The 18,603-nt window shown below is 43.9% G+C and carries 19 protein-coding genes; 16 read left to right on the top strand and 3 right to left on the bottom strand.

All coding sequences use genetic code 11. The features are described 5' to 3' along the window. Positions 1-6 precede the first annotated feature (6 nt). Genes ACFOJ8_RS08545 through ACFOJ8_RS08535 form a run of 3 tightly spaced genes read left to right on the top strand, consistent with a single transcriptional unit; the run spans position 7 to position 3,077 of the window. Positions 7-1,368, top strand: coding sequence for a cytochrome ubiquinol oxidase subunit I (locus tag ACFOJ8_RS08545; protein WP_380655250.1), 1,362 nt, complete (start codon positions 7-9; stop codon positions 1,366-1,368). Continuing rightward, positions 1,365-2,390, top strand: coding sequence for a cytochrome d ubiquinol oxidase subunit II (locus ACFOJ8_RS08540; protein ID WP_380655247.1), 1,026 nt, complete (start codon positions 1,365-1,367; stop codon positions 2,388-2,390). The genes ACFOJ8_RS08545 and ACFOJ8_RS08540 overlap by 4 nt, the downstream gene beginning before the upstream one ends. A gap of 24 nt (positions 2,391-2,414) precedes the next feature. Further along, positions 2,415-3,077: a potassium channel family protein gene (locus tag ACFOJ8_RS08535; protein ID WP_380655244.1), complete on the top strand. Its 663-nt coding sequence runs from the start codon at positions 2,415-2,417 to the stop codon at positions 3,075-3,077. A 33-nt stretch (positions 3,078-3,110) separates the two neighbouring features. On the opposite strand, the gene rnjA is transcribed toward ACFOJ8_RS08535, so the two are convergent. After that, positions 3,111-4,805 (bottom strand): ribonuclease J1, encoded by a 1,695-nt coding sequence (gene rnjA / locus ACFOJ8_RS08530; protein WP_380655240.1) that lies wholly within the window; start codon positions 4,803-4,805, stop codon positions 3,111-3,113. Beyond that, positions 4,805-5,020, bottom strand: a complete 216-nt coding sequence (locus ACFOJ8_RS08525) for a DNA-dependent RNA polymerase subunit epsilon (RefSeq protein ID WP_380655238.1) — start codon at positions 5,018-5,020, stop codon at positions 4,805-4,807. Before ACFOJ8_RS08525 ends, rnjA begins: the two co-directional genes overlap by 1 nt. A gap of 281 nt (positions 5,021-5,301) precedes the next feature. On the opposite strand from ACFOJ8_RS08525, the gene ACFOJ8_RS08520 reads away from it, so the two are divergent. Continuing rightward, entirely contained in the window at positions 5,302-5,565 is a 264-nt protein-coding gene (locus ACFOJ8_RS08520; protein WP_380655236.1) for a hypothetical protein, read from the top strand. Positions 5,566-5,617: 52 nt separating this feature from the next. Here the strand turns inward: ACFOJ8_RS08520 and def are convergent, their stop codons facing one another. Continuing rightward, positions 5,618-6,169 (bottom strand): peptide deformylase, encoded by a 552-nt coding sequence (gene def / locus ACFOJ8_RS08515; RefSeq protein ID WP_380655233.1) that lies wholly within the window; start codon positions 6,167-6,169, stop codon positions 5,618-5,620. 112 nt (positions 6,170-6,281) lie between these two features. On the opposite strand from def, the gene ACFOJ8_RS08510 reads away from it, so the two are divergent. The 12 genes from ACFOJ8_RS08510 (at position 6,282) to ACFOJ8_RS08455 (ending at position 18,577) form a co-directional block, all read left to right on the top strand. Beyond that, positions 6,282-6,908, top strand: a complete 627-nt coding sequence (locus ACFOJ8_RS08510) for a YkyA family protein (protein WP_380655230.1) — start codon at positions 6,282-6,284, stop codon at positions 6,906-6,908. A 170-nt stretch (positions 6,909-7,078) separates the two neighbouring features. Next, positions 7,079-8,188, top strand: coding sequence for a pyruvate dehydrogenase (acetyl-transferring) E1 component subunit alpha (pdhA, locus tag ACFOJ8_RS08505; RefSeq protein ID WP_380655228.1), 1,110 nt, complete (start codon positions 7,079-7,081; stop codon positions 8,186-8,188). Positions 8,189-8,191: 3 nt separating this feature from the next. Further along, positions 8,192-9,169 (top strand): alpha-ketoacid dehydrogenase subunit beta, encoded by a 978-nt coding sequence (locus tag ACFOJ8_RS08500; RefSeq protein ID WP_380655225.1) that lies wholly within the window; start codon positions 8,192-8,194, stop codon positions 9,167-9,169. Positions 9,170-9,190: 21 nt separating this feature from the next. Further along, a complete protein-coding gene (locus tag ACFOJ8_RS08495; protein WP_380655222.1) occupies positions 9,191-10,504 on the top strand; it encodes a dihydrolipoamide acetyltransferase family protein in 1,314 nt (437 codons plus the stop codon). Between the two features lie 4 nt (positions 10,505-10,508). Continuing rightward, complete coding sequence (gene lpdA / locus ACFOJ8_RS08490; protein WP_380655220.1) at positions 10,509-11,915, top strand: dihydrolipoyl dehydrogenase; 1,407 nt, start codon at positions 10,509-10,511, stop codon at positions 11,913-11,915. Positions 11,916-11,981: 66 nt separating this feature from the next. Then, positions 11,982-12,254, top strand: a complete 273-nt coding sequence (locus tag ACFOJ8_RS08485; RefSeq protein ID WP_380655217.1) for a UPF0223 family protein — start codon at positions 11,982-11,984, stop codon at positions 12,252-12,254. Between the two features lie 237 nt (positions 12,255-12,491). Next, positions 12,492-13,580 (top strand): ABC transporter ATP-binding protein, encoded by a 1,089-nt coding sequence (locus ACFOJ8_RS08480; protein ID WP_380655215.1) that lies wholly within the window; start codon positions 12,492-12,494, stop codon positions 13,578-13,580. Beyond that, a complete protein-coding gene (locus ACFOJ8_RS08475) occupies positions 13,577-14,386 on the top strand; it encodes an ABC transporter permease (protein WP_380655213.1) in 810 nt (269 codons plus the stop codon). The genes ACFOJ8_RS08480 and ACFOJ8_RS08475 overlap by 4 nt, the downstream gene beginning before the upstream one ends. Then, positions 14,383-15,171 (top strand): ABC transporter permease, encoded by a 789-nt coding sequence (locus ACFOJ8_RS08470; protein WP_380655210.1) that lies wholly within the window; start codon positions 14,383-14,385, stop codon positions 15,169-15,171. Before ACFOJ8_RS08475 ends, ACFOJ8_RS08470 begins: the two co-directional genes overlap by 4 nt. Next, the gene (locus tag ACFOJ8_RS08465; protein WP_380655208.1) at positions 15,168-16,238 is read left to right on the top strand and encodes an ABC transporter substrate-binding protein; all 1,071 of its coding nucleotides are present in this window, start codon (positions 15,168-15,170) and stop codon (positions 16,236-16,238) included. Before ACFOJ8_RS08470 ends, ACFOJ8_RS08465 begins: the two co-directional genes overlap by 4 nt. Positions 16,239-16,339: 101 nt before the next feature. Beyond that, on the top strand, positions 16,340-17,383 hold the full coding sequence (locus ACFOJ8_RS08460; RefSeq protein ID WP_380655205.1) for a DUF4064 domain-containing protein: 1,044 nt from the start codon (positions 16,340-16,342) through the stop codon (positions 17,381-17,383). Positions 17,384-17,605: 222 nt separating this feature from the next. Then, a complete protein-coding gene (locus ACFOJ8_RS08455; protein ID WP_380655202.1) occupies positions 17,606-18,577 on the top strand; it encodes a bile acid:sodium symporter family protein in 972 nt (323 codons plus the stop codon). Positions 18,578-18,603 lie beyond the last annotated feature (26 nt).

The raw sequence follows: 18,603 nt of genomic DNA, 5'->3' as shown, positions 1-18,603 counted from the left end.
GATTGAATGGATGATGTGATCATTGGTCGGTTGCTCACTGCATCGACTCTTGGATTTCATATTATCTTTGCAACAATAGGTGTCGGTATGCCACTCGTCTTTATGATCTTAGAGTTTCTAGGTCTGCGTAAGAAAGATGAAAGGTACTTGACTATGGCGCGCAGGATAGCTAAAGGCTATACGGTAACCGTAGCAGTAGGTGTTGTAACCGGTACAATAATCGGTCTACAACTCTCTCTTGTATGGCCGGATTTCATGAGATTCGGAGGACAGATCATAGCTCTGCCACTATTCATGGAAACATTCGCATTTTTCTTTGAAGCAATATTCCTTGGAATCTTTCTATATACGTGGGATCGATTCAAAAACCCTTGGCACCACTGGCTTTTAAACATCCCAATTGTGGTGGGTTCTACGCTATCTGCTGTATTTATCACTACTGTTAACTCCTTTATGAACACACCAGCAGGTTTTGATCTCGTAGAAGATGTCTTCGTGAACGTTGATCCGTTGGCAGCGATGTTTAATCCATCCAGTTACGTTAGGATATTTCACGTAGTCGTAACAGCGTATACGACAGCAGCTTTCATTATTGCGTCAATTGCTGCATACAAGCTGCTTCGTGCGAAGTATAAAGAGGATCGTGAGTATCATAAGAAGGCTCTCAGAGTCATGATGGTGATTGGCTTTATTGCGGCTGCAATGAGTGCTCTCGCTGGTGACCTTTCTGCAAAGTTCCTCCACGAAAACCAACCTGAAAAATTGGCTGCAATGGAGTGGCACTTTGAAACCGAGGATAACGCTGATCTAATACTCTTTGGTATCCTCGATGAAGAAACCCAAGAAGTGAGCTATGCACTAAGAGTACCAAGTGCACTTAGTTTCCTTGCGGGTAACTCTTTTGATACCGAAGTTACTGGATTGAATGATATACCTGAAGATGAACAGCCGCCGCTGATAATACACTACTTCTTTGATACAATGGTGTTTTTCGGTATGTTCGGTCTAAGTGTGGCGGTCATATACCATATAGCGAAGTTCACTAGATTCGACGAACATCATCCTGCACTTCTCTATGTCTATATATTAACAGGTCCGCTCTCAATGGCTGCCATTGAATCTGGCTGGTTCTTAGCAGAGATGGGCCGTCAGCCATGGATATTAAGAGGATATATGCGCGTATCTGAAGCTGTGACGAACGCAGAGGGACTTGGTGTCACTTTGGTCGCATTCGTCCTACTGTATATTGTACTCGGAGCAACATGTATATATGTGCTGCTTAAAATGTTCCAAAACAAGAGTGTACATTCGGATCATGTTGAAATCTATGGAGAGAAGGATAGAGATAGAGGAGGTCTACTACCGTGAACTATGAGCTAATTGGAATCACCGTGTTGTGGACATTCCTTTATGGATATATTATTGTGGCATCGATTGATTTCGGTGCCGGTTTCTTCAATTTCTATTCAAAGATTAGCGGTGACGATAATATAATTAGTCCGATTATACAACGTTATTTGAATCCTGTTTGGGAAGTGACAAATGTCTTCTTTGTTTTCTTCTTTGTTGGCATTATCGGATTTTATCCCGATACAGCTTACTATTACGGGACCGCGCTGCTCATTCCAGCAAGCATTGCTCTTATTCTGCTTGCCATTCGAGGTGCATACTACGCGTTTAACTCGTACAATAAGGTTCCGAAGATTTCTTGGACATTCCTCTACGGAGTAACCGGACTATTGATACCAGCTGCATTATCCATTGCTCTTGTCATCTCAGAAGGTGGCTATATTGTCGATGGAGAAAGCGGCATCCAACTTCAGCTTGAAGCGCTTCTCTTTAGCACTTATGGCTGGTCGGTTGTCTTTCTAGCAATCATTACAGTTCTCTACGTATCTAGTGGCTTCCTGACATTCTACGCCGCTCGTGCAGAGGATAATCAGGCACTTGAACTAGTACGTAAATGGTTCTTGATCTGGACGTTACCGATGCTGGTCATCACGCAGTTTGTTTTCCTAGGTCTTAGGGAACATAATTTTGAACACTTCCAACGTGCCCAAGATTACTGGTACATGTTTGGCTTGAGTCTTTTGAGCATGGGAGTGGCTGTATTTCTGATTTGGCGTAAGCGTTTCTTTGGTCTTGCATTTATCATGATCATGTTGCAGTTTGCCTTCGCCTTCTTCGGCTATGGCATCAGCAAACTTCCATATATTCTATATCCGTATATTGAAGTCAATACTGCTGTTGTAAATGAGAACATGGCTTTCAGTTTGACAATTGTGTTCATTTTAGGTTTACTATTATTGATTCCTAGTCTTGTCCTTCTGATGAGGCTATTCCTATTCGACAAGGAATATGTAAAAGGGAAGAGCAGTAATAAGTACTAACATTGAAGATGGACTGGTGATTATATGAATAAGGATTATGCAGTAATCGGGCTTGGCAGGTTTGGTGGCAGTATTGTTAAAGAGCTTATAGAACTCGAAATGGATGTACTGGCAGTTGATTTAGATGAAAATCGTGTCAACGAATATGTAGATATCGCAACCCAGGCCGTCATTGGCGATACGACTGAGGAAACGGTTTTGAAGGATTTAGGACTCGGTAACTTTGATAACGTCATTGTAGCAATTGGTGACAATATCCAGTCCAGTATACTAACAACGCTGCTACTCAAGGACCTCGGTGTCAAGCAGGTCAGTGTCAAAGCTCAGAATGACTATCACGCGAGGGTTCTTGAGAAGATTGGTGCGGACTATGTGATTCATCCTGAGCGAGATATGGGTCGTCGTATTGCACATAAACTGGCTTCAAGTTCAGTGCTCGACTATCTCGAATTGTCGGATGAACATTCGATTGTTGAGATTATGGCTCAAGAAAAACTGGCCAATAATTCCCTTCTAGACCTTGATATACGTGCAGAGTATGGTGTCAGTGTCATTGCCATCAAGCGAGGCAACGACATCATCGTCAGTCCAGATCCAACAGTTAATATAAAAGAGGATGATATTCTAATTGTTATCGGCAGTGATGATGATTTGACACGTTTTGAGAAATCATTAATAAAGAACTAAAAAACCAGGCCATTGGCCTGGTTTTTTAGTTCTTTATTCTTGTTCTTGTTGGCTTTCGCTATTTACCCTCATTATTGTTGGGAGGATCATCGGTTTTCTGTGTGTCTTGCGGTACAAGTGATTGCTTAGCTCTTCGATGATGAGCTGTTTCACATGGTACCATTCTACATTTTCTTTGCTGTTAAGAAGATTAATGACATCACCTTTGATTTTCTTCTCTGCGCTACGGATAAGTCCATAGGATTCACGCATGTATACGAAACCACGTGAAATGATATCCGGACCACTCAGTAAAGTCTTTGTATTGAAGTCGATGGAAACGACAACAATAGCAAGTCCTTCCTCTGATAGGTCTTTCCTATCTCGCAAAACGATATTGCCGATATCTCCTATGCCGATACCGTCTACAAATACCGTTCCTGCAGGTACACGGTGACTGTGTCGTGCATTATCTTTTTTGAGTGCTAGAACATCGCCAATTTCCATCAGGAAGATATTTTCAGGATCCATGCCCGTATTCACTGCTAGTTCTTTATGAAGATGGAGCATCCTGTATTCGCCGTGTATCGGCATGAAATACTTTGGACGCATCAATCTGAGCATAAGTTTCTGTTCTTCTTGGGATCCATGGCCAGAAGTGTGTATGTTCGACAACTTACCGTGGATAACATCTGCACCGGCCTTGTACAATGCGTTGATTGTACGATTGATGCTGAGAGTATTACCAGGAATCGGTGAAGAACTGAAGACGACTGTGTCATCAGGGATGATGCTGATCTGGCGGTGGGTACCGTTGGCAATTCTTGATAGAGCAGCCATCGGTTCACCTTGTGAACCTGTACAAAGCATCATGACCTTATGTTTCTCGATGCTATTAATCATTCTTGGTTCGATGAAGGTCTCAGGCGGCGCTTTGATATAACCAAGTTCGAGGCCGATCTTGATGTTATTTTCCATGCTACGACCGAAGATGCATATCCTGCGATCAAGTTTGATCGCAGCATCGATGGCCTGCTGGACACGATATATATTGGAAGCAAACGTTGCAAAAATGATTCGTCCAGTACATTTTCTGAAGATATCCTCTACATTCTGACCAACTTCCTTCTCACTAATGGTAAAGTTCGGTACCGTCGCATTAGTGGAATCAGACAGTAGACACAGTACGCCTTCTTCACCAAGACGCGCCATTTTTGCGATATTTGCAGGTTCACCTACAGGAGTAAAATCAAATTTAAAGTCACCTGTGTGAACGATAGTCCCTTCCGGTGTACGGACAATAACGCCGTACGCTTCCGGAATGGAGTGAGTCGTTAGATAGAACTCGATGGACATATGTTTAAACTTGAGCACTGTATCTTCCTGCACCGGATTGAGCTCCGTTGTGCGTAAGAGGTGGTGTTCCTCAAGTTTGTTGCGGATCAGACCGAGCGCGAGTGGGCCGGAGTAGATCGGTACATTGATTTCTTTAAGTAGAAATGGAATGCCGCCGATATGATCCTCGTGCCCGTGCGTGACGATGAGCGCACTGATACGCTCTTTATTTTCTTTCAGGTATGTGTAGTCCGGGATGACATAGTCAATGCCAAGTTGCTCATCATCTGGAAACTTTATACCTGCGTCGATCATGATGATTTCATCTTTATATTCGATACAATAGGTGTTCTTGCCAATCTCTCCAAGTCCCCCAAGGGCAAAGACGCCTACTTCTCCTTTTTCAAGTGTCATTAGGCGTTCTCGACCTTGAAATCTTCGTTGTTTGCTTTTTCGTACTCAAGGTGTGAGGGACTCAGTTCTTGTACGAACTCAATATTGTACGGATCATCATCAAGCATCTTACGGACTTCCGATTCGGACCCCGCTTCATAGTAGCGTGTGAGTGTATCCTCACGAATTATGCGGTTATCCAGGGTTTCCTGGAAAAAAACTTTAAAAACTGCCATTTGTATATTCTCCTTTTTGCTGGTTGTATCCAATTTATTGTGTTGTTATGAAATGTGTGCTGTAAGAAGCAACACGGAAAAGAAGGAGGGTCAGTCCTTCTTCATATACTCGTTATTGAGTAACCCTTTCCTACCGAGAATGCGTCCAAGCCTCTGTTTCAGCTTCTTCCTCAAACGTTTGAGCATTCAAGACCACATCCCTTTATCAGCTTATATTTATTTTACATTATAGACGAAGGACATGCAAAGACTTTATAATGGCCTTTAATGGAGGGATGCAGATGAAAGATAGGCGCATATTGGAAGCTGTACTGCTTGAGCGTGAGCGTCAGGATCGTAGTATGGTTATGTTAGAGTTCAATATTCATTCTGATATGGTTGTCATGAGCTATATTTATGATGACCATGATAATGGTGGCGATGTACATAGGAAGCGGCATGACCGTGATCCGGAAATATTCGATCGCCATACTTTCGAGGCATTAAAGCAGAAGCTTGGAGAACATTGTATTCCTTATAGGGAAAGGCGCGACGCCTTCATTTGAGATGTCCGAGCATAAAAAGAAAGAGCAGATCCAAAGGGGTCCGCTCTTTCTTTTATTCTACAGGTTTCGCTCCAACTTTTGGTTCCATCGGCATGTCTTGATCGATTCTATCATAGAACATGATTCCGTCTAGATGATCCAGTTCGTGCTGGATTACCACGGCAAGCATGCCTTTAGCTTTTACTTCAACAGGTTTGCCGTAAATATCGATGGCAGTAACCTTGATTCTGCTGTGACGATGGACAAGGCCCGGTCGCTCCTCATCAACACTTAGGCAACCCTCGCCACTCGGGAGATATGTCTCTGTAACGGAGTGGCTTTTGACTTTCGGATTGATGAGCATGTAGTCATGGAGTACCTCGCCTTCTTCACCTTCGATATATACAGCAATCATACGTTTGTCGATTCCAACTTGAGGCGCTGCTAGCCCGACACCGGGACGTAATCCATATTTCTCGGCCGTCTCTTCATTCTGCGAGTTGACCAGGTATTCGCGCATTTCTTTGAGTTGCAGGATTGTTTCCTCATCTACTTCTTTTACTTCCGCTGTCCTGATCCTGAGGAATGGATCTGGATCGCGTATTATGTCTTTCATTGTAAGCAAAATAAACCCTCCAGTTTCATCTATATCATTTTTATTATACTATAATACCCAGGAGCAGGTGGAAAGCACAAACACTTTTCCACAGGCAAACCAATAATCGGAGGTATTACTTATGAAGAAGCTATTTGGCAGCCTGCTGATTTTCTCAGTAGCGCTGGCAGGGTGTTCCTCAAGTGAGGATGAACTTAGAGATTTTTATAATGCGTTTCAAGAGACCGTCCAGGTGGAAAAGGGTATTGGGGATGCAACAGCAGAGTTTGAAGAATTGGAGGCTGAAAAAGCAGAGTTGCAAGCCTCTCTTGAAACAGCTACGAGAGAAGAGTTGTCAGAGATTAGTGCAGAACTTGTCGATAATACAGATGAAAGAATGTCACAACTCGATGAAGAAGTGTCAATCATGGCAGAAAGCAGAAGCCGCATGGAAGCAGCAGAGCAGTATATCAGTGAAATTTCCAATGAAACCAGCCAAGAGCAAGCACAATCCCTTGTAAGTGCGATGGAAGAGAGATATAGCGCACATGGTGAGATGATCGGTAGTTACAAGACGGTTCTAAATAGTGAAAACGACATATTCGAGTATCTTGGAGAGGAAGACATCTCCCAAGACGAAGTAGATGAACGTTTGAATAATTTAAACGAAGAGTACCAGCAGGTGCAAGAAGATGCGCAAACTTTCAGCGACCAGACCGAGAATGTTAATGAAATTAAGAGAGAAATCGAAACACGCATCGAAGGTTAGATATTGGAAGCGCTCTATTATATAACAGATATTGCTGTTTTAGTACAGTAAACGTTGATCTAAAGCTATTTTCGATCCGCTGTTATAGTTGTGTTTGTTTTACTATTATAACAGCATGTGATAAAATTATTTGTATTAATACGAAAACTGAAAGGTATGGTGAACTGTTTATGGCACCGAAGAAAAAAAGCTTCGATCCCGTCAAAATGCTCGAAGAGATCGAAAGCAAATTTGAAATGTTTCAGATTTTGGACCAGGAAGGCAAAGTAGTTAATGAAGATGCTCTGCCGGACTTGTCTGATGATGAGCTTGTAGAACTAATGAGACGTATGGTATGGACACGCGTGCTCGATCAGCGTTCCATCTCACTTAACCGTCAAGGACGCCTTGGTTTCTATGCACCAACAGCTGGACAGGAGGCTTCTCAGCTTGCCAGCCAATACGCACTTGATGGCGATGATTATATCCTCCCAGGTTATCGTGACGTGCCACAACTTATTTGGCATGGTCTGCCATTGACTCAGGCATTCCTGTTCTCAAGAGGCCACTTCAAAGGGAACCAATTCCCTGAAGGCGTTAACGCATTGAGCCCGCAAATTATCATCGGTGCGCAGTATGTTCAGACAGCCGGTGTCGCTCTCGGTCTTAAAAAGCGCGGTAAAGATGCTGTTGCCATTACGTATACAGGTGACGGTGGTACTTCCCAAGGTGACTTCTACGAAGGTATCAACTTTGCAAGTGCCTACAAAGCACCAGCAATCTTTGTTATCCAAAATAACAATTATGCCATCTCTACACCTCGTGAACTACAAACAGCAGCAAAGACACTGGCACAAAAAGGGATCGCATCTGGCGTACCAAGCGTACTCGTAGATGGTATGGATCCACTCGCAGTCTACAAAGTAACAAAAGATGCGCGTGATCGTGCGGTTGCAGGAGAAGGTCCTACAGTAATCGAGATGCTTTGCTACCGTTATGGACCACACACTATGGCAGGCGATGATCCGACGCGCTATAGAACTTCCGATGAAGATTCCGACTGGGAGAAAAAAGATCCGCTTGTTCGTTTCCGTTCATATCTCGAAGAGAAAGGTCTCTGGAGTGAAGAAAAGGAAAATGAAGTAATGGAACAGGCGAAAGAAGATGTTAAAAAAGCAATCAAAGAAGCAGATAACACAGAAAAACAAACCGTAACTCAGCTTATGGATATTATGTATGACGAAATGCCAAGCAACCTTAAAGAGCAGTATGACGTCTACAAAGAAAAGGAGTCGAAATAATCAATGGCACAGATGACAATGATTCAGGCAATCACTGATGCGATGGCTACCGAACTTAGAAATGATGAGAATGTCCTCGTTTTTGGTGAAGATGTCGGCGTAAACGGCGGTGTATTCCGTGCGACTGAAGGCCTGCAGAAAGAATTTGGCGATGAGCGTGTGTTTGATACACCCCTCGCTGAAAGTGGACTAGCTTCTATGGGTCTTGGACTTGCAGTTGCAGGCTTCCGTCCTGTTGTCGAAATCCAGTTCTTCGGCTTCGTATTTGAAGCGATGGATGGTATCGCAGGTCAGATTGCCCGTCACAGATATCGTTCTGGTGGTTCCAAGGAAATGCCAATTGTAATCCGTGCACCATTTGGTGGCGGTGTCCACACTCCAGAACTTCACGCAGATTCACTGGAAGGGCTAATGGCACAGACTCCAGGTCTTAGAGTCGTTATTCCTTCAAATCCAGTAGATGCGAAAGGTTTGCTAATCGAAGCAATCCGTTCAAATGATCCTGTTGTATTCCTTGAGCACATGAAACTCTATCGTTCATTCCGTGAGGATGTGCCGGAAGAAGAATACACAGTTGAAATCGGTAAAGCTAACGTTAAACGCGAGGGCGATGACATTACTCTGATTGCTTATGGCGCAATGGTACAAGAAGCAATTAAAGCAGCAGATGCACTTGCAGAGGACAATATTTCTGCAGAGGTTATCGATTTGAGAACTGTTTCCCCGATCGACTACGACACACTGATTAAGTCCGTTGAAAAGACGAATCGTGCAGTTGTCATTCAGGAAGCGCAGCGTCAAGCAGGGGTAGCTGCTAATGTAGCGGCTGAACTCTCAGAGCGCGCAATCCTCAGCCTCGAAGCACCGATTATGCGTGTTGCAGCACCAGATACAGTCTATTCGTTCACGCAAGCAGAAAGCGTGTGGCTTCCGAACAAGGACGATATTATAGAGCGTGCAAAACAGGTAATGGACTTTTAATTAGCAAAAGGAGGAAATACTGTGGCATTTGAATTTAAACTGCCGGATATCGGTGAAGGTATCCACGAAGGTGAAATCGTCAAGTGGTTCATAGCTGAAGGTGACGAAATTAAAGAAGACGATGTACTTGCAGAAGTACAGAACGATAAAGCAGTAGTAGAAATTCCATCTCCAGTTGATGGAACCGTTGAAAAACTTCACGTTGAAGAGGGTACAGTGACGACTGTCGGCGAAACAATCGTTACGATTGATGATGGCTCCGGGGATTCAGGCGATTCAGAACCTGCAAAAGAACCTAAGAAAGAATCTGAAAGTGAAGCGGCTTCAACTGCACAAAAAGAACAGCGTGATGTCGGTGAAGACGCACCTGAGTCCAAAGAAGAATCCAAGGATTCCAATTCTGGCGAGCGCGTTATTGCAATGCCTTCTGTGCGCAAGTTTGCACGCGATAATGACATCGATATTCACGAAGTTGATGGCAGCGGCAAAAATGGTCGTGTTGTCAAAGCAGACGTTGAGGCATTCATGAACGGAGAACAAGCTTCTGGCGAAAGTGAATCTGCTGAAGCAACAGAAGCAGAAACAAATGAAGCACAGTCTAGTGCGCCAGCACAAAAAGCGCCTGAAGGCGACTTCCCTGAAACACGCGAGAAGATGAGCGGCATGAGAAAAGCGATCGCAAAAGCGATGGTGAACTCCAAGCAAACGTCTCCTCACGTTACGCACCTTGACGAAGTTGAAGTGCAAGCACTTTGGGACCACAGAAAGAAATTCAAGAGTATTGCAGAAGAGCAAGGCGTTAAGCTGACATTCCTTCCATATGTCGTTAAAGCACTTGTCTCCATGCTCAAGAAATATCCTCAGTTCAACACTTCAATTGACAATGAAACATTTGAAGTTATCCAAAAACATTATTATAATATTGGTATTGCTGCGGATACAGAACGCGGACTTGTCGTGCCTGTTGTAAAACATGCTGATAAAAAATCCATGTTCGAAGTTTCCGATGAAATCAACACACTTGCTGTAAAAGCGAGAGACGGTAAGCTATCTGGTGACGAAATGAAAGGCGGATCCATGACCATTTCAAACCTTGGTTCTGCGGGTGGACAATGGTTCACACCTGTCATCAATCAGCCGGAAGTTGCGATCATTGGTATCGGCCGCATTGAACAAAAAGCAATCGTCAGAGATGGAGAAGTCGTTGCAGCACCTGTACTTGCGCTCTCACTCAGCTACGACCACAGACAAATTGACGGTGCGACGGCACAGAACGCTCTGAACCACGTTAAGCGACTGCTTAACAACCCAGAATTACTATTAATGGAGGGATAATTACATGGTAGTTGGAGATTTTCCTATTGAAACTGATACAGTTGTAGTTGGCGCTGGCCCAGGCGGCTACGTTGCAGCAATCCGTGCAGCGCAGCTTGGCCAGAAGGTCACAATCGTCGAAAAAGGAGACCTTGGCGGTGTATGTCTGAATGTCGGATGTATTCCTTCCAAAGCAATGATCTCCTCATCCCACCGTTTCCATCAGGCACAGCACTCTGAAGACATGGGTGTTGTAACTGAGGGTGTTAAACTTGATTTCTCAAAAGTGCAATCTTTCAAAGACGGCGTAGTTAAGAAACTTACAGGCGGCGTAGAGAGTCTGCTCAAAGGGAACAAAGTAGAAATCGTCAGAGGCGAAGCGTATTTCGTTGAAGCTAATAAAATGAAAGTCATGGACGACAAGCAGTCCCAGACTTATGAATTTAAAAATGCGATCATCGCTACAGGTTCTCGTCCGATTGAAATTCTTGGATTTAAGTTTGGTAAACGTGTACTGGATTCCACAGGTGCGCTCTCACTTGATGAGAAGCCTGAAAAGCTCGTTGTAATCGGTGGCGGCTATATCGGTACTGAACTCGGTACCGCTTATGCCAACTTCGGTACTGAAGTGACGATTTTAGAAGGTGCTAAAGACATCCTTGGTGGTTTCGAGAAGCAAATGACTCAAGTTGTCAAAAAGAACCTTAAGAGCAAAGGCGTTGAAATTGAGACTGAAGCGATGGCTAAATCTGCTGAGGAATCTGATAACGGCGTAAAAGTAACTTACGAAGTTAAAGGTGAAACAAAAGAAATAGAAGCGGACTATGTACTCGTTACAGTGGGACGCAAGCCGAACACAGAAGAACTCGGTCTTGAGGAACTCGGAATCAAAATGACTGATCGCGGACTTGTAGAAGTCGACAAACAGTCTAGAACTTCTGTTGACAATATCTTCGCTATTGGTGATATTGTTCCAGGTCTTCCACTTGCTCATAAGGCAAGCTATGAAGGTAAAGTTGCGGCTGAAGCGATTGCTGGAGAAAAATCTGAAGTGGACTACCTCGCAATGCCTGCTGTATGCTTCTCTGAGCCTGAATTGGCGACAGTTGGCTACAATGAGGCAGATGCTAAGGATGCAGGATTTGAAGTGAAAACAGGTAAGTTCCCATTCGCTGCGAATGGACGTGCACTCGGACTTAATGAAACTGACGGTTTCGTTAAACTGGTTTCACGCAAGGATGACGGTCTTCTCATCGGTGCACAGGTTGCGGGTACCGGCGCATCAGATATCATCGCTGAACTTGGCCTTGCTATTGAGACTGGTATGACAGCTGAAGATATTTCACTCACTATCCACGCGCACCCGACATTAGCTGAAATTCCGATGGAAGCAGCTGAAGTAGTACTTGGTACACCAATCCACACAATGTAGTTGCAATCTTTATGGCGCCCTAGCTAGGGCGCCATTATTTATTTCATTTGAGAAGGGGGACTTTAAATGGAAGAATACAGCTATCCGATTGATATAGACTGGTCGACAGAGGAAATCATTGATGTCATTAGCTTCTTTGAAGCTGTTGAAATGGCATATGATGAAGGTATCACAGCATCTGAACTCGATGAGAAATATCAAAAGTTTAAAAGGATTGTTCCAGGCAAAGCTCAGGAAAAGACGATATTCAAGGAGTTTAAAGAAAATAGTGGCATTGAGTCTTACTCTGCAGTCAAGCAGCTGAAGGATGCCAAAAATGATGATATTATTACAGTGTAGATCTGTAGACCCACATCAGAACCGCCTGTTCCAGACTGGAGCAGGCGGTTCTATGAAGTCTATTGATTTTAGATAAAAATTCATCTAGCTCCAGGATATACAGTTTGGACCTTCGTATCCGTGATGATGTCTCCTGATCACGTAGACTGAGAATATTTTTATTGTCTTTGATAGTCACGAGGAATATAATGAATAAGGCTGTTTTTACACCCAGAATGTCTTAAAAAGGAGATGGCAATGACTAATATCAATCTACAGAATGTGAACTACAAATACGGTGATACCGTAATACTTAAAAATATAAACCATACATTTGATGCGGGACGTTTCTATACCATTCTGGGTCCGTCAGGATGTGGAAAGACCACCATCCTCAAAATATTGGGAGGGTTCATACATCCGACAAGTGGCACGGTCTTGTTTAACGACAAGACAATGAATGGTATTGACGCGAATCGGCGTAAAGTCAATACAGTGTTCCAAGATTACGCATTGTTTCCACATCTGAACGTATTTGAAAATATTGCTTTTGGGTTAAAGGTGCGCAGAATATCCAAAACGGAAATCGACACTAAAGTCGACGAAGCATTGCGTTTTGTAAACCTTTCGGATTATAAGCATCGACCGATTGAGGCATTGTCAGGTGGTCAGCGCCAGAGAGTAGCAATTGCGCGGGCTATCGTCAATGAACCCGACGTTCTGTTGCTGGATGAACCACTCAGTGCACTCGATCAGAACTTACGAGTGGATATGCAGTATGAGTTAAAAGAGATTCAAAAGCGCCTTGGTATCACTTTTATTTTTGTTACACATGATCAGGAAGAAGCGCTGGCACTGTCGGACGAAATTCTTGTCATGAATAATGGTGTAGTAGTCCAAGCCGGTCCGCCGAAAGATATTTACGATGAACCACTTAATCGCTATGTAGCTGAATTTATCGGAGATTCAAATATTGTTCGCGGCGTCATGGTTGAAGATAATCTTGTTAGTATCTATGGACGGAACTACGCCTGTGTGGATGGCGGTCTTAGACCGAATACACCCGTCGATGTCATGATACGTCCTGAAGATCTGCTGATAACTGAACATGATAAAGGCAAAATGAACGTCACTATCGATTCTTCGTTGTTCAGAGGGGTACACTACGAAATCGGCTGCATCGACCAGGATGGATATGAATGGATTGTCCACTCTACTAAAAACGCAGAGCTTGGTCATAAAGCTGCTTTGGACTTCGAGCGGGTCAATATTCACGTTATGGTACCAGGTGAAGATGAGGATGCCTTCAATGAACGCTTGGAGTCCTATCAGGAGGATGAGGTATGATGAGGAGGCTTCTTTTCATACCCTACCTCATCTGGATCGTACTGTTTGTTGTTGCTCCTTTGGGGCTTATGGTCGGCTATTCGTTCTTTGATATATCCGGTAACCCGACACTCGAAAATTATGGTGCCTTCTTTAGTAGCGAATACTTCAATATGACAATGTCGTCCTTTTGGTATGCTTTTCTGATTACGTTCTTCTCACTTTTGATTAGCTATCCACTGGCTTTGGTGATTCGCCAGACGGAACGGAAAATGTTCTGGCTATTGCTAATTATCCTGCCAACGTGGATTAACCTTCTGCTGAAAACTTATGCCTTCATTGGGATGTTCGGCAAAGAAGGGCTTGTCAACGCAGTGGCCACTGCATTTGGTCTTGCTGAGCAGCAACTATTGTTCAGTGACATCGCTTTTGTCATAGTAAGTGTGTATATTTTTATACCATTTATGCTACTGCCGATTTTCAATGCAGTCGATGGTATAGAAAACAATCTGCTTTCGGCTGCACGTGATCTCGGCGCATCCAAGTGGGATATATTGAGGCGTGTATTGCTTCCACTCTCAATGCCAGGCATTAAGACCGGTATACAGGTCGTCTTCATCCCAAGTCTCAGTTTGTTTATGATTACCCGTCTGATTACAGGCAATAAGGTGATTACACTCGGGACGGCGATTGAGCAACAGTTCCTGACGACCGAGAATTGGGGTATGGGTTCGACGATTGGTGTGTTCCTAATCCTTGCTATGATGCTTGTCATGACTGTAACGTCAGGCAAGAATAAAGAAGCTGGAAGGGTGGGGCGTCTATGAAGACACTTGGTCGGTCTTATATGTTGGTCGTGTTCATGTGTTTATATCTTCCGATTGCTTATTTGATTTTTTATTCTTTTAATAGTGGCGGAACAATGACGAGTTTTGACGGTTTCACACTTGAACATTACCAAAGTGTGTTCACAGACCGCAGGTTGATTGTAATTTTACTCAATACAGTTGCGGTTGCGTTGATTTCGTCCGGATTGGCTACGCTTATCGGTATCGGTGGAGCTATCGGACTCTACAATATTCGTATGAAGCGACTGAGGCAGTCTTTGCTTAATTTAAACAATGTCATGATCGTCTCGCCAGATGTCATCATCGGTGCATCGCTACTCATACTTTTTACTGTAATGGGTATCAGCTTAGGTGCGTTTTCAGTCATTCTGGCGCACATCGCATTTTCTGTTCCGATTGTCGTTTTGATGATCCTTCCAAAACTATACGAGATGAATACCTCTTATCTGGATGCTGCCCGTGATCTCGGTGCAAGTTCGTTTGATGTACTATGGCGTGTCATCATTCCCCACATCAAACCAGGGATACTTGCCGGATTCTTTATGGCTTTGACGTATTCGCTTGATGACTTTGCTGTGACATTTTTCGTCACCGGTGGTGGTTTCTCAGTACTTTCGGTGGAGATATACGCTATGGCGCGACGGGGCATCTCGCTTGAAATCAATGCCATTTCCGCACTGGTCTTCCTAGTCGTTCTGATGATCGCACTCGGCTACTACTTCATCACTTCGCGCGCATCGGTCAAAAGAGGAGGGATCACATGAAAAGTGTTACTTCAATGATTATTGCTGCTGTTGGCATTGGCGTACTGATACTGTTCGGCGCTAGATTTGTAAACCCTGTACCAAATGAAGAAGGTAACGTACTTCATGTTTACAACTGGGGAGAGTATATCGATCCTGAACTGCTACAGCAGTTTGAGGATGAGACGGGTATTCGTGTCGTCTATGAGACCTTTGATTCGAACGAAGCAATGCGTGTCAAAGTCAATCAGGGCGGGACCAATTACGATGTCGTCTTTCCGAGTGAATATATGGTTGAGAAAATGGTGGATGATGATCTGCTACTGCCCATTGACCATGAAAAAGTTCCCAATATAGACAATATCGGCGAAAATTTCCTTGATCAGCCGTTTGATCCAGGCAACACATACTCTCTTCCTTATTTTTGGGGGACAGTCGGTGTGCTTTATCATCCCGATACAACAGAGGGGTTGGATTTCTCCGACTGGGATACGTTATGGGACGAACAACTTAGGAACGATATACTGATGGTCGATGGTGCTCGCGAGGTTATGGGATTTGGCCTGAATTCAATGGGGTACTCCTTGAACGAAACGAACAAAGAAGTACTGAGTGAAGCAGAAGAAAAGCTTGAGGCCCTTGGCCCGAACGTCCGAGGCATTGTTGGTGATGAGATTGCTGCAATGATGGAAGTAAACGAAGCACGGGCTGCAGTCGTTTGGAGTGGCATGGCGCAGGACATTATGTGGGAGAATGAAGCGCTCGATTTCGTTGTGCCAGATGGCGGCTCGAATTTGTGGTTCGATACGATGGTTATTCCTAAGACAGCACAGAATGTGGAAGGTGCACACCAATTCATGAATTTCCTGTTGGATTCAGAAAATGGCGCTCAGAATACCGAGTGGGTCGGATATGCAACACCGAATGAAGCCGCTTATCAACTGCTTGATAAAGAGATACAAGAGGACGAGAGGTTCTACCCCGACCAAGAACAGCAAGAAACCCTCGAAGTCTACAGAGATCTAGGTCCGGAAATGATTTCCCTTTACAACGAACTGTTTCTGAAGTTTAAAATGTCACTGGAATAACAGTAAATCTAAAATCATCCTCTGTTATTGTTTCAGGTTGATTAATTTATTGCCCGTAGGGTATTATTCAAAATGAAGACATATTATTACGGGAGGTTAACATGGCTAGAAAACAATACACACAAACGGTAGAACCTGTCAGCCGAATCGCTGAGAAGATTTTCGGGTGGCTCGCCTGGATCGCTCTGCTTGCAATTACAGGAGTGGTTTTATTCTTCTCACTGGTCACTATGAATGATGCAGGAACTGTAGAAGATATACGCCAGGAGATGATTACACAATTCCAGCAGATGGCACAGCAGGGGCAGGATCTTGGCGCAGCGCCGACGGAAATTGCAGACCTTGTGGTCGGCTGGTTGAATAATGCTTGGATAATTGCATTATACTTGATGATTCCTGTTATACTTGGTCTTTTCGGACTACTGACAATGCGTCGTAGAATTCTTGCGGGCTTCTTGCTCTTACTTGCAGGCATATTTTCAGCGCCACTAATTCTGGCATTTGTAGTTCCTGGCATAATTGCGTTGTTCTTTGTCATTGCGGCAATTCTATTGTTTGTCAGAAAGGACCGTGTCGTCAAAAATGATGACATGGAACCACTGGATAGAAGAAACGCTGGTGCCCAAGATCACAAAGATCGCTACGATGATAGAAGAGGTGCAACAGACGATGCCGCTTATAATCGCCGTCGGGACATGGAGCAAGATCTAGATAATAACCAGAGACATCAACAAGATGATTCCGTTAGACGGTATGAGCAGGATCGTACAAATCAGCGTCGTGCAGATGAAATGGATGAAAGAAGGCGTGGAGAAAGATCGAATGATTTAGAAGAGACAAGAACCTTCCGCAGTCTCGATGATCACGATGTGAATTCACGCTCAAGCGCTGTCAACTACAATGACGAGACGCGTACCAGCGACAATGACCGTTTCGTAGACCACAATATCGATTCTTCGGAAGCGACCGGGCCTGTGAGTGAACAAGAATACACGCGTCGGGGTGGCACTGCAGGCGGCAAGGAAATAGAAGATGATACAACACTAAACGACACTGCTGAAAAGCAGCGTGGCGCAAACTATGATTATGAAGCGACTAAAGAACGTAGAGATAACGTTAGCCGTCGCAATAACGATACGCTTTAATCGAATGATTTTAAAAGTCCAGCTTAAACAGCTGGACTTTTTTTATGTCATCAGAATATTGTAACCGTTATCATGCTAATGATTCCTTTAAATCTTTTTGAAATTAGCACTTTTTACATTTTTAATTATTCTAAAAATTTGATAAAATGCCTAGGCGTTTTGTGTTTTATCTGTTAAGATTCTCTCTATAGTTTTAAGCATTGATAGAAAGGAGCGGAATTAATGAATGCTTTGGCAAGACTCAGTAAGTTCTTAGGTAGTACTTTCGGCATATGGGTGATTATTTTTGCGATCTTATCATTCCTCGCTCCAAGTGGTTTTACGTGGATAGCGCCCTACATAAGCCTGCTACTCGGTATCATCATGTTCGGAATGGGACTAACACTCAAACCTGCAGACTTCAAAAGGGTTGTAAAGGCACCGAAACTTGTTTTGATTATCGTACTCGCACAGTACACAATCATGCCGCTTCTGGCACTTGGACTGGTTGTACTTTTTCAGTTGCCACCTGAACTTGCAGTCGGTGTTATTCTTGTCGGATGTACACCAGGTGGGACTTCATCAAACGTCATGACGTTTTTGGCAAAAGGCAACACAGCGTTATCGGTGACAGCGACTGCCGTATCCACGGTGCTCGCACCGGTTCTGACGCCTGCTCTCACACTGCTCTTGGCAAGTACTTGGTTGCCTGTCTCTTTTATGGATCTGTTTGTTTCCATCATTCAGATTGTACTTGTACCCATTGCTTTAGGACTTATTGTGAGGACACTCCTTGGCGACCGTGTTGAAAAAGGGATTACCATACTGCCAATCATCTCTGTAGTCGGTATCGTCGGGGTGGTTGCTGCTGTTGTATCTAACAATACCGAAGCGATCGTGCAGTCTGGACTGCTGATTTTTGCTGTCGTGATGCTGCATAATGTTCTTGGTTATACGATTGGCTTTTTGCTAGCCAAAATCCTACGTTTCGATCTTGCTGATCAAAAAGCTGCATCAATTGAAGTGGGCATGCAGAATTCAGGCCTCGCTGCAGCATTGGCTGCTGCGCATTTCTCACCGCTCTCTGCGGTACCTGCTGCGCTATTTAGTGTATGGCACAACATATCAGGCTCGGTTGTAGCAACTTGGATGAGTAAGCGCCGCGAAGAAAAAGAAAAGATAGACAGACACTACGGCAGTAAAGTGCATACTTAGGTATTTAAATTTGAAAGGATGATTAT

Source organism: Salinicoccus sesuvii, from assembly GCF_042648145.1.
GTDB lineage: Bacteria > Bacillota > Bacilli > Staphylococcales > Salinicoccaceae > Salinicoccus > Salinicoccus sesuvii.
The sequence above is the reverse complement of the archived record's forward strand: the minus strand, read 5'-3'. Positions and strand labels throughout refer to the sequence as shown.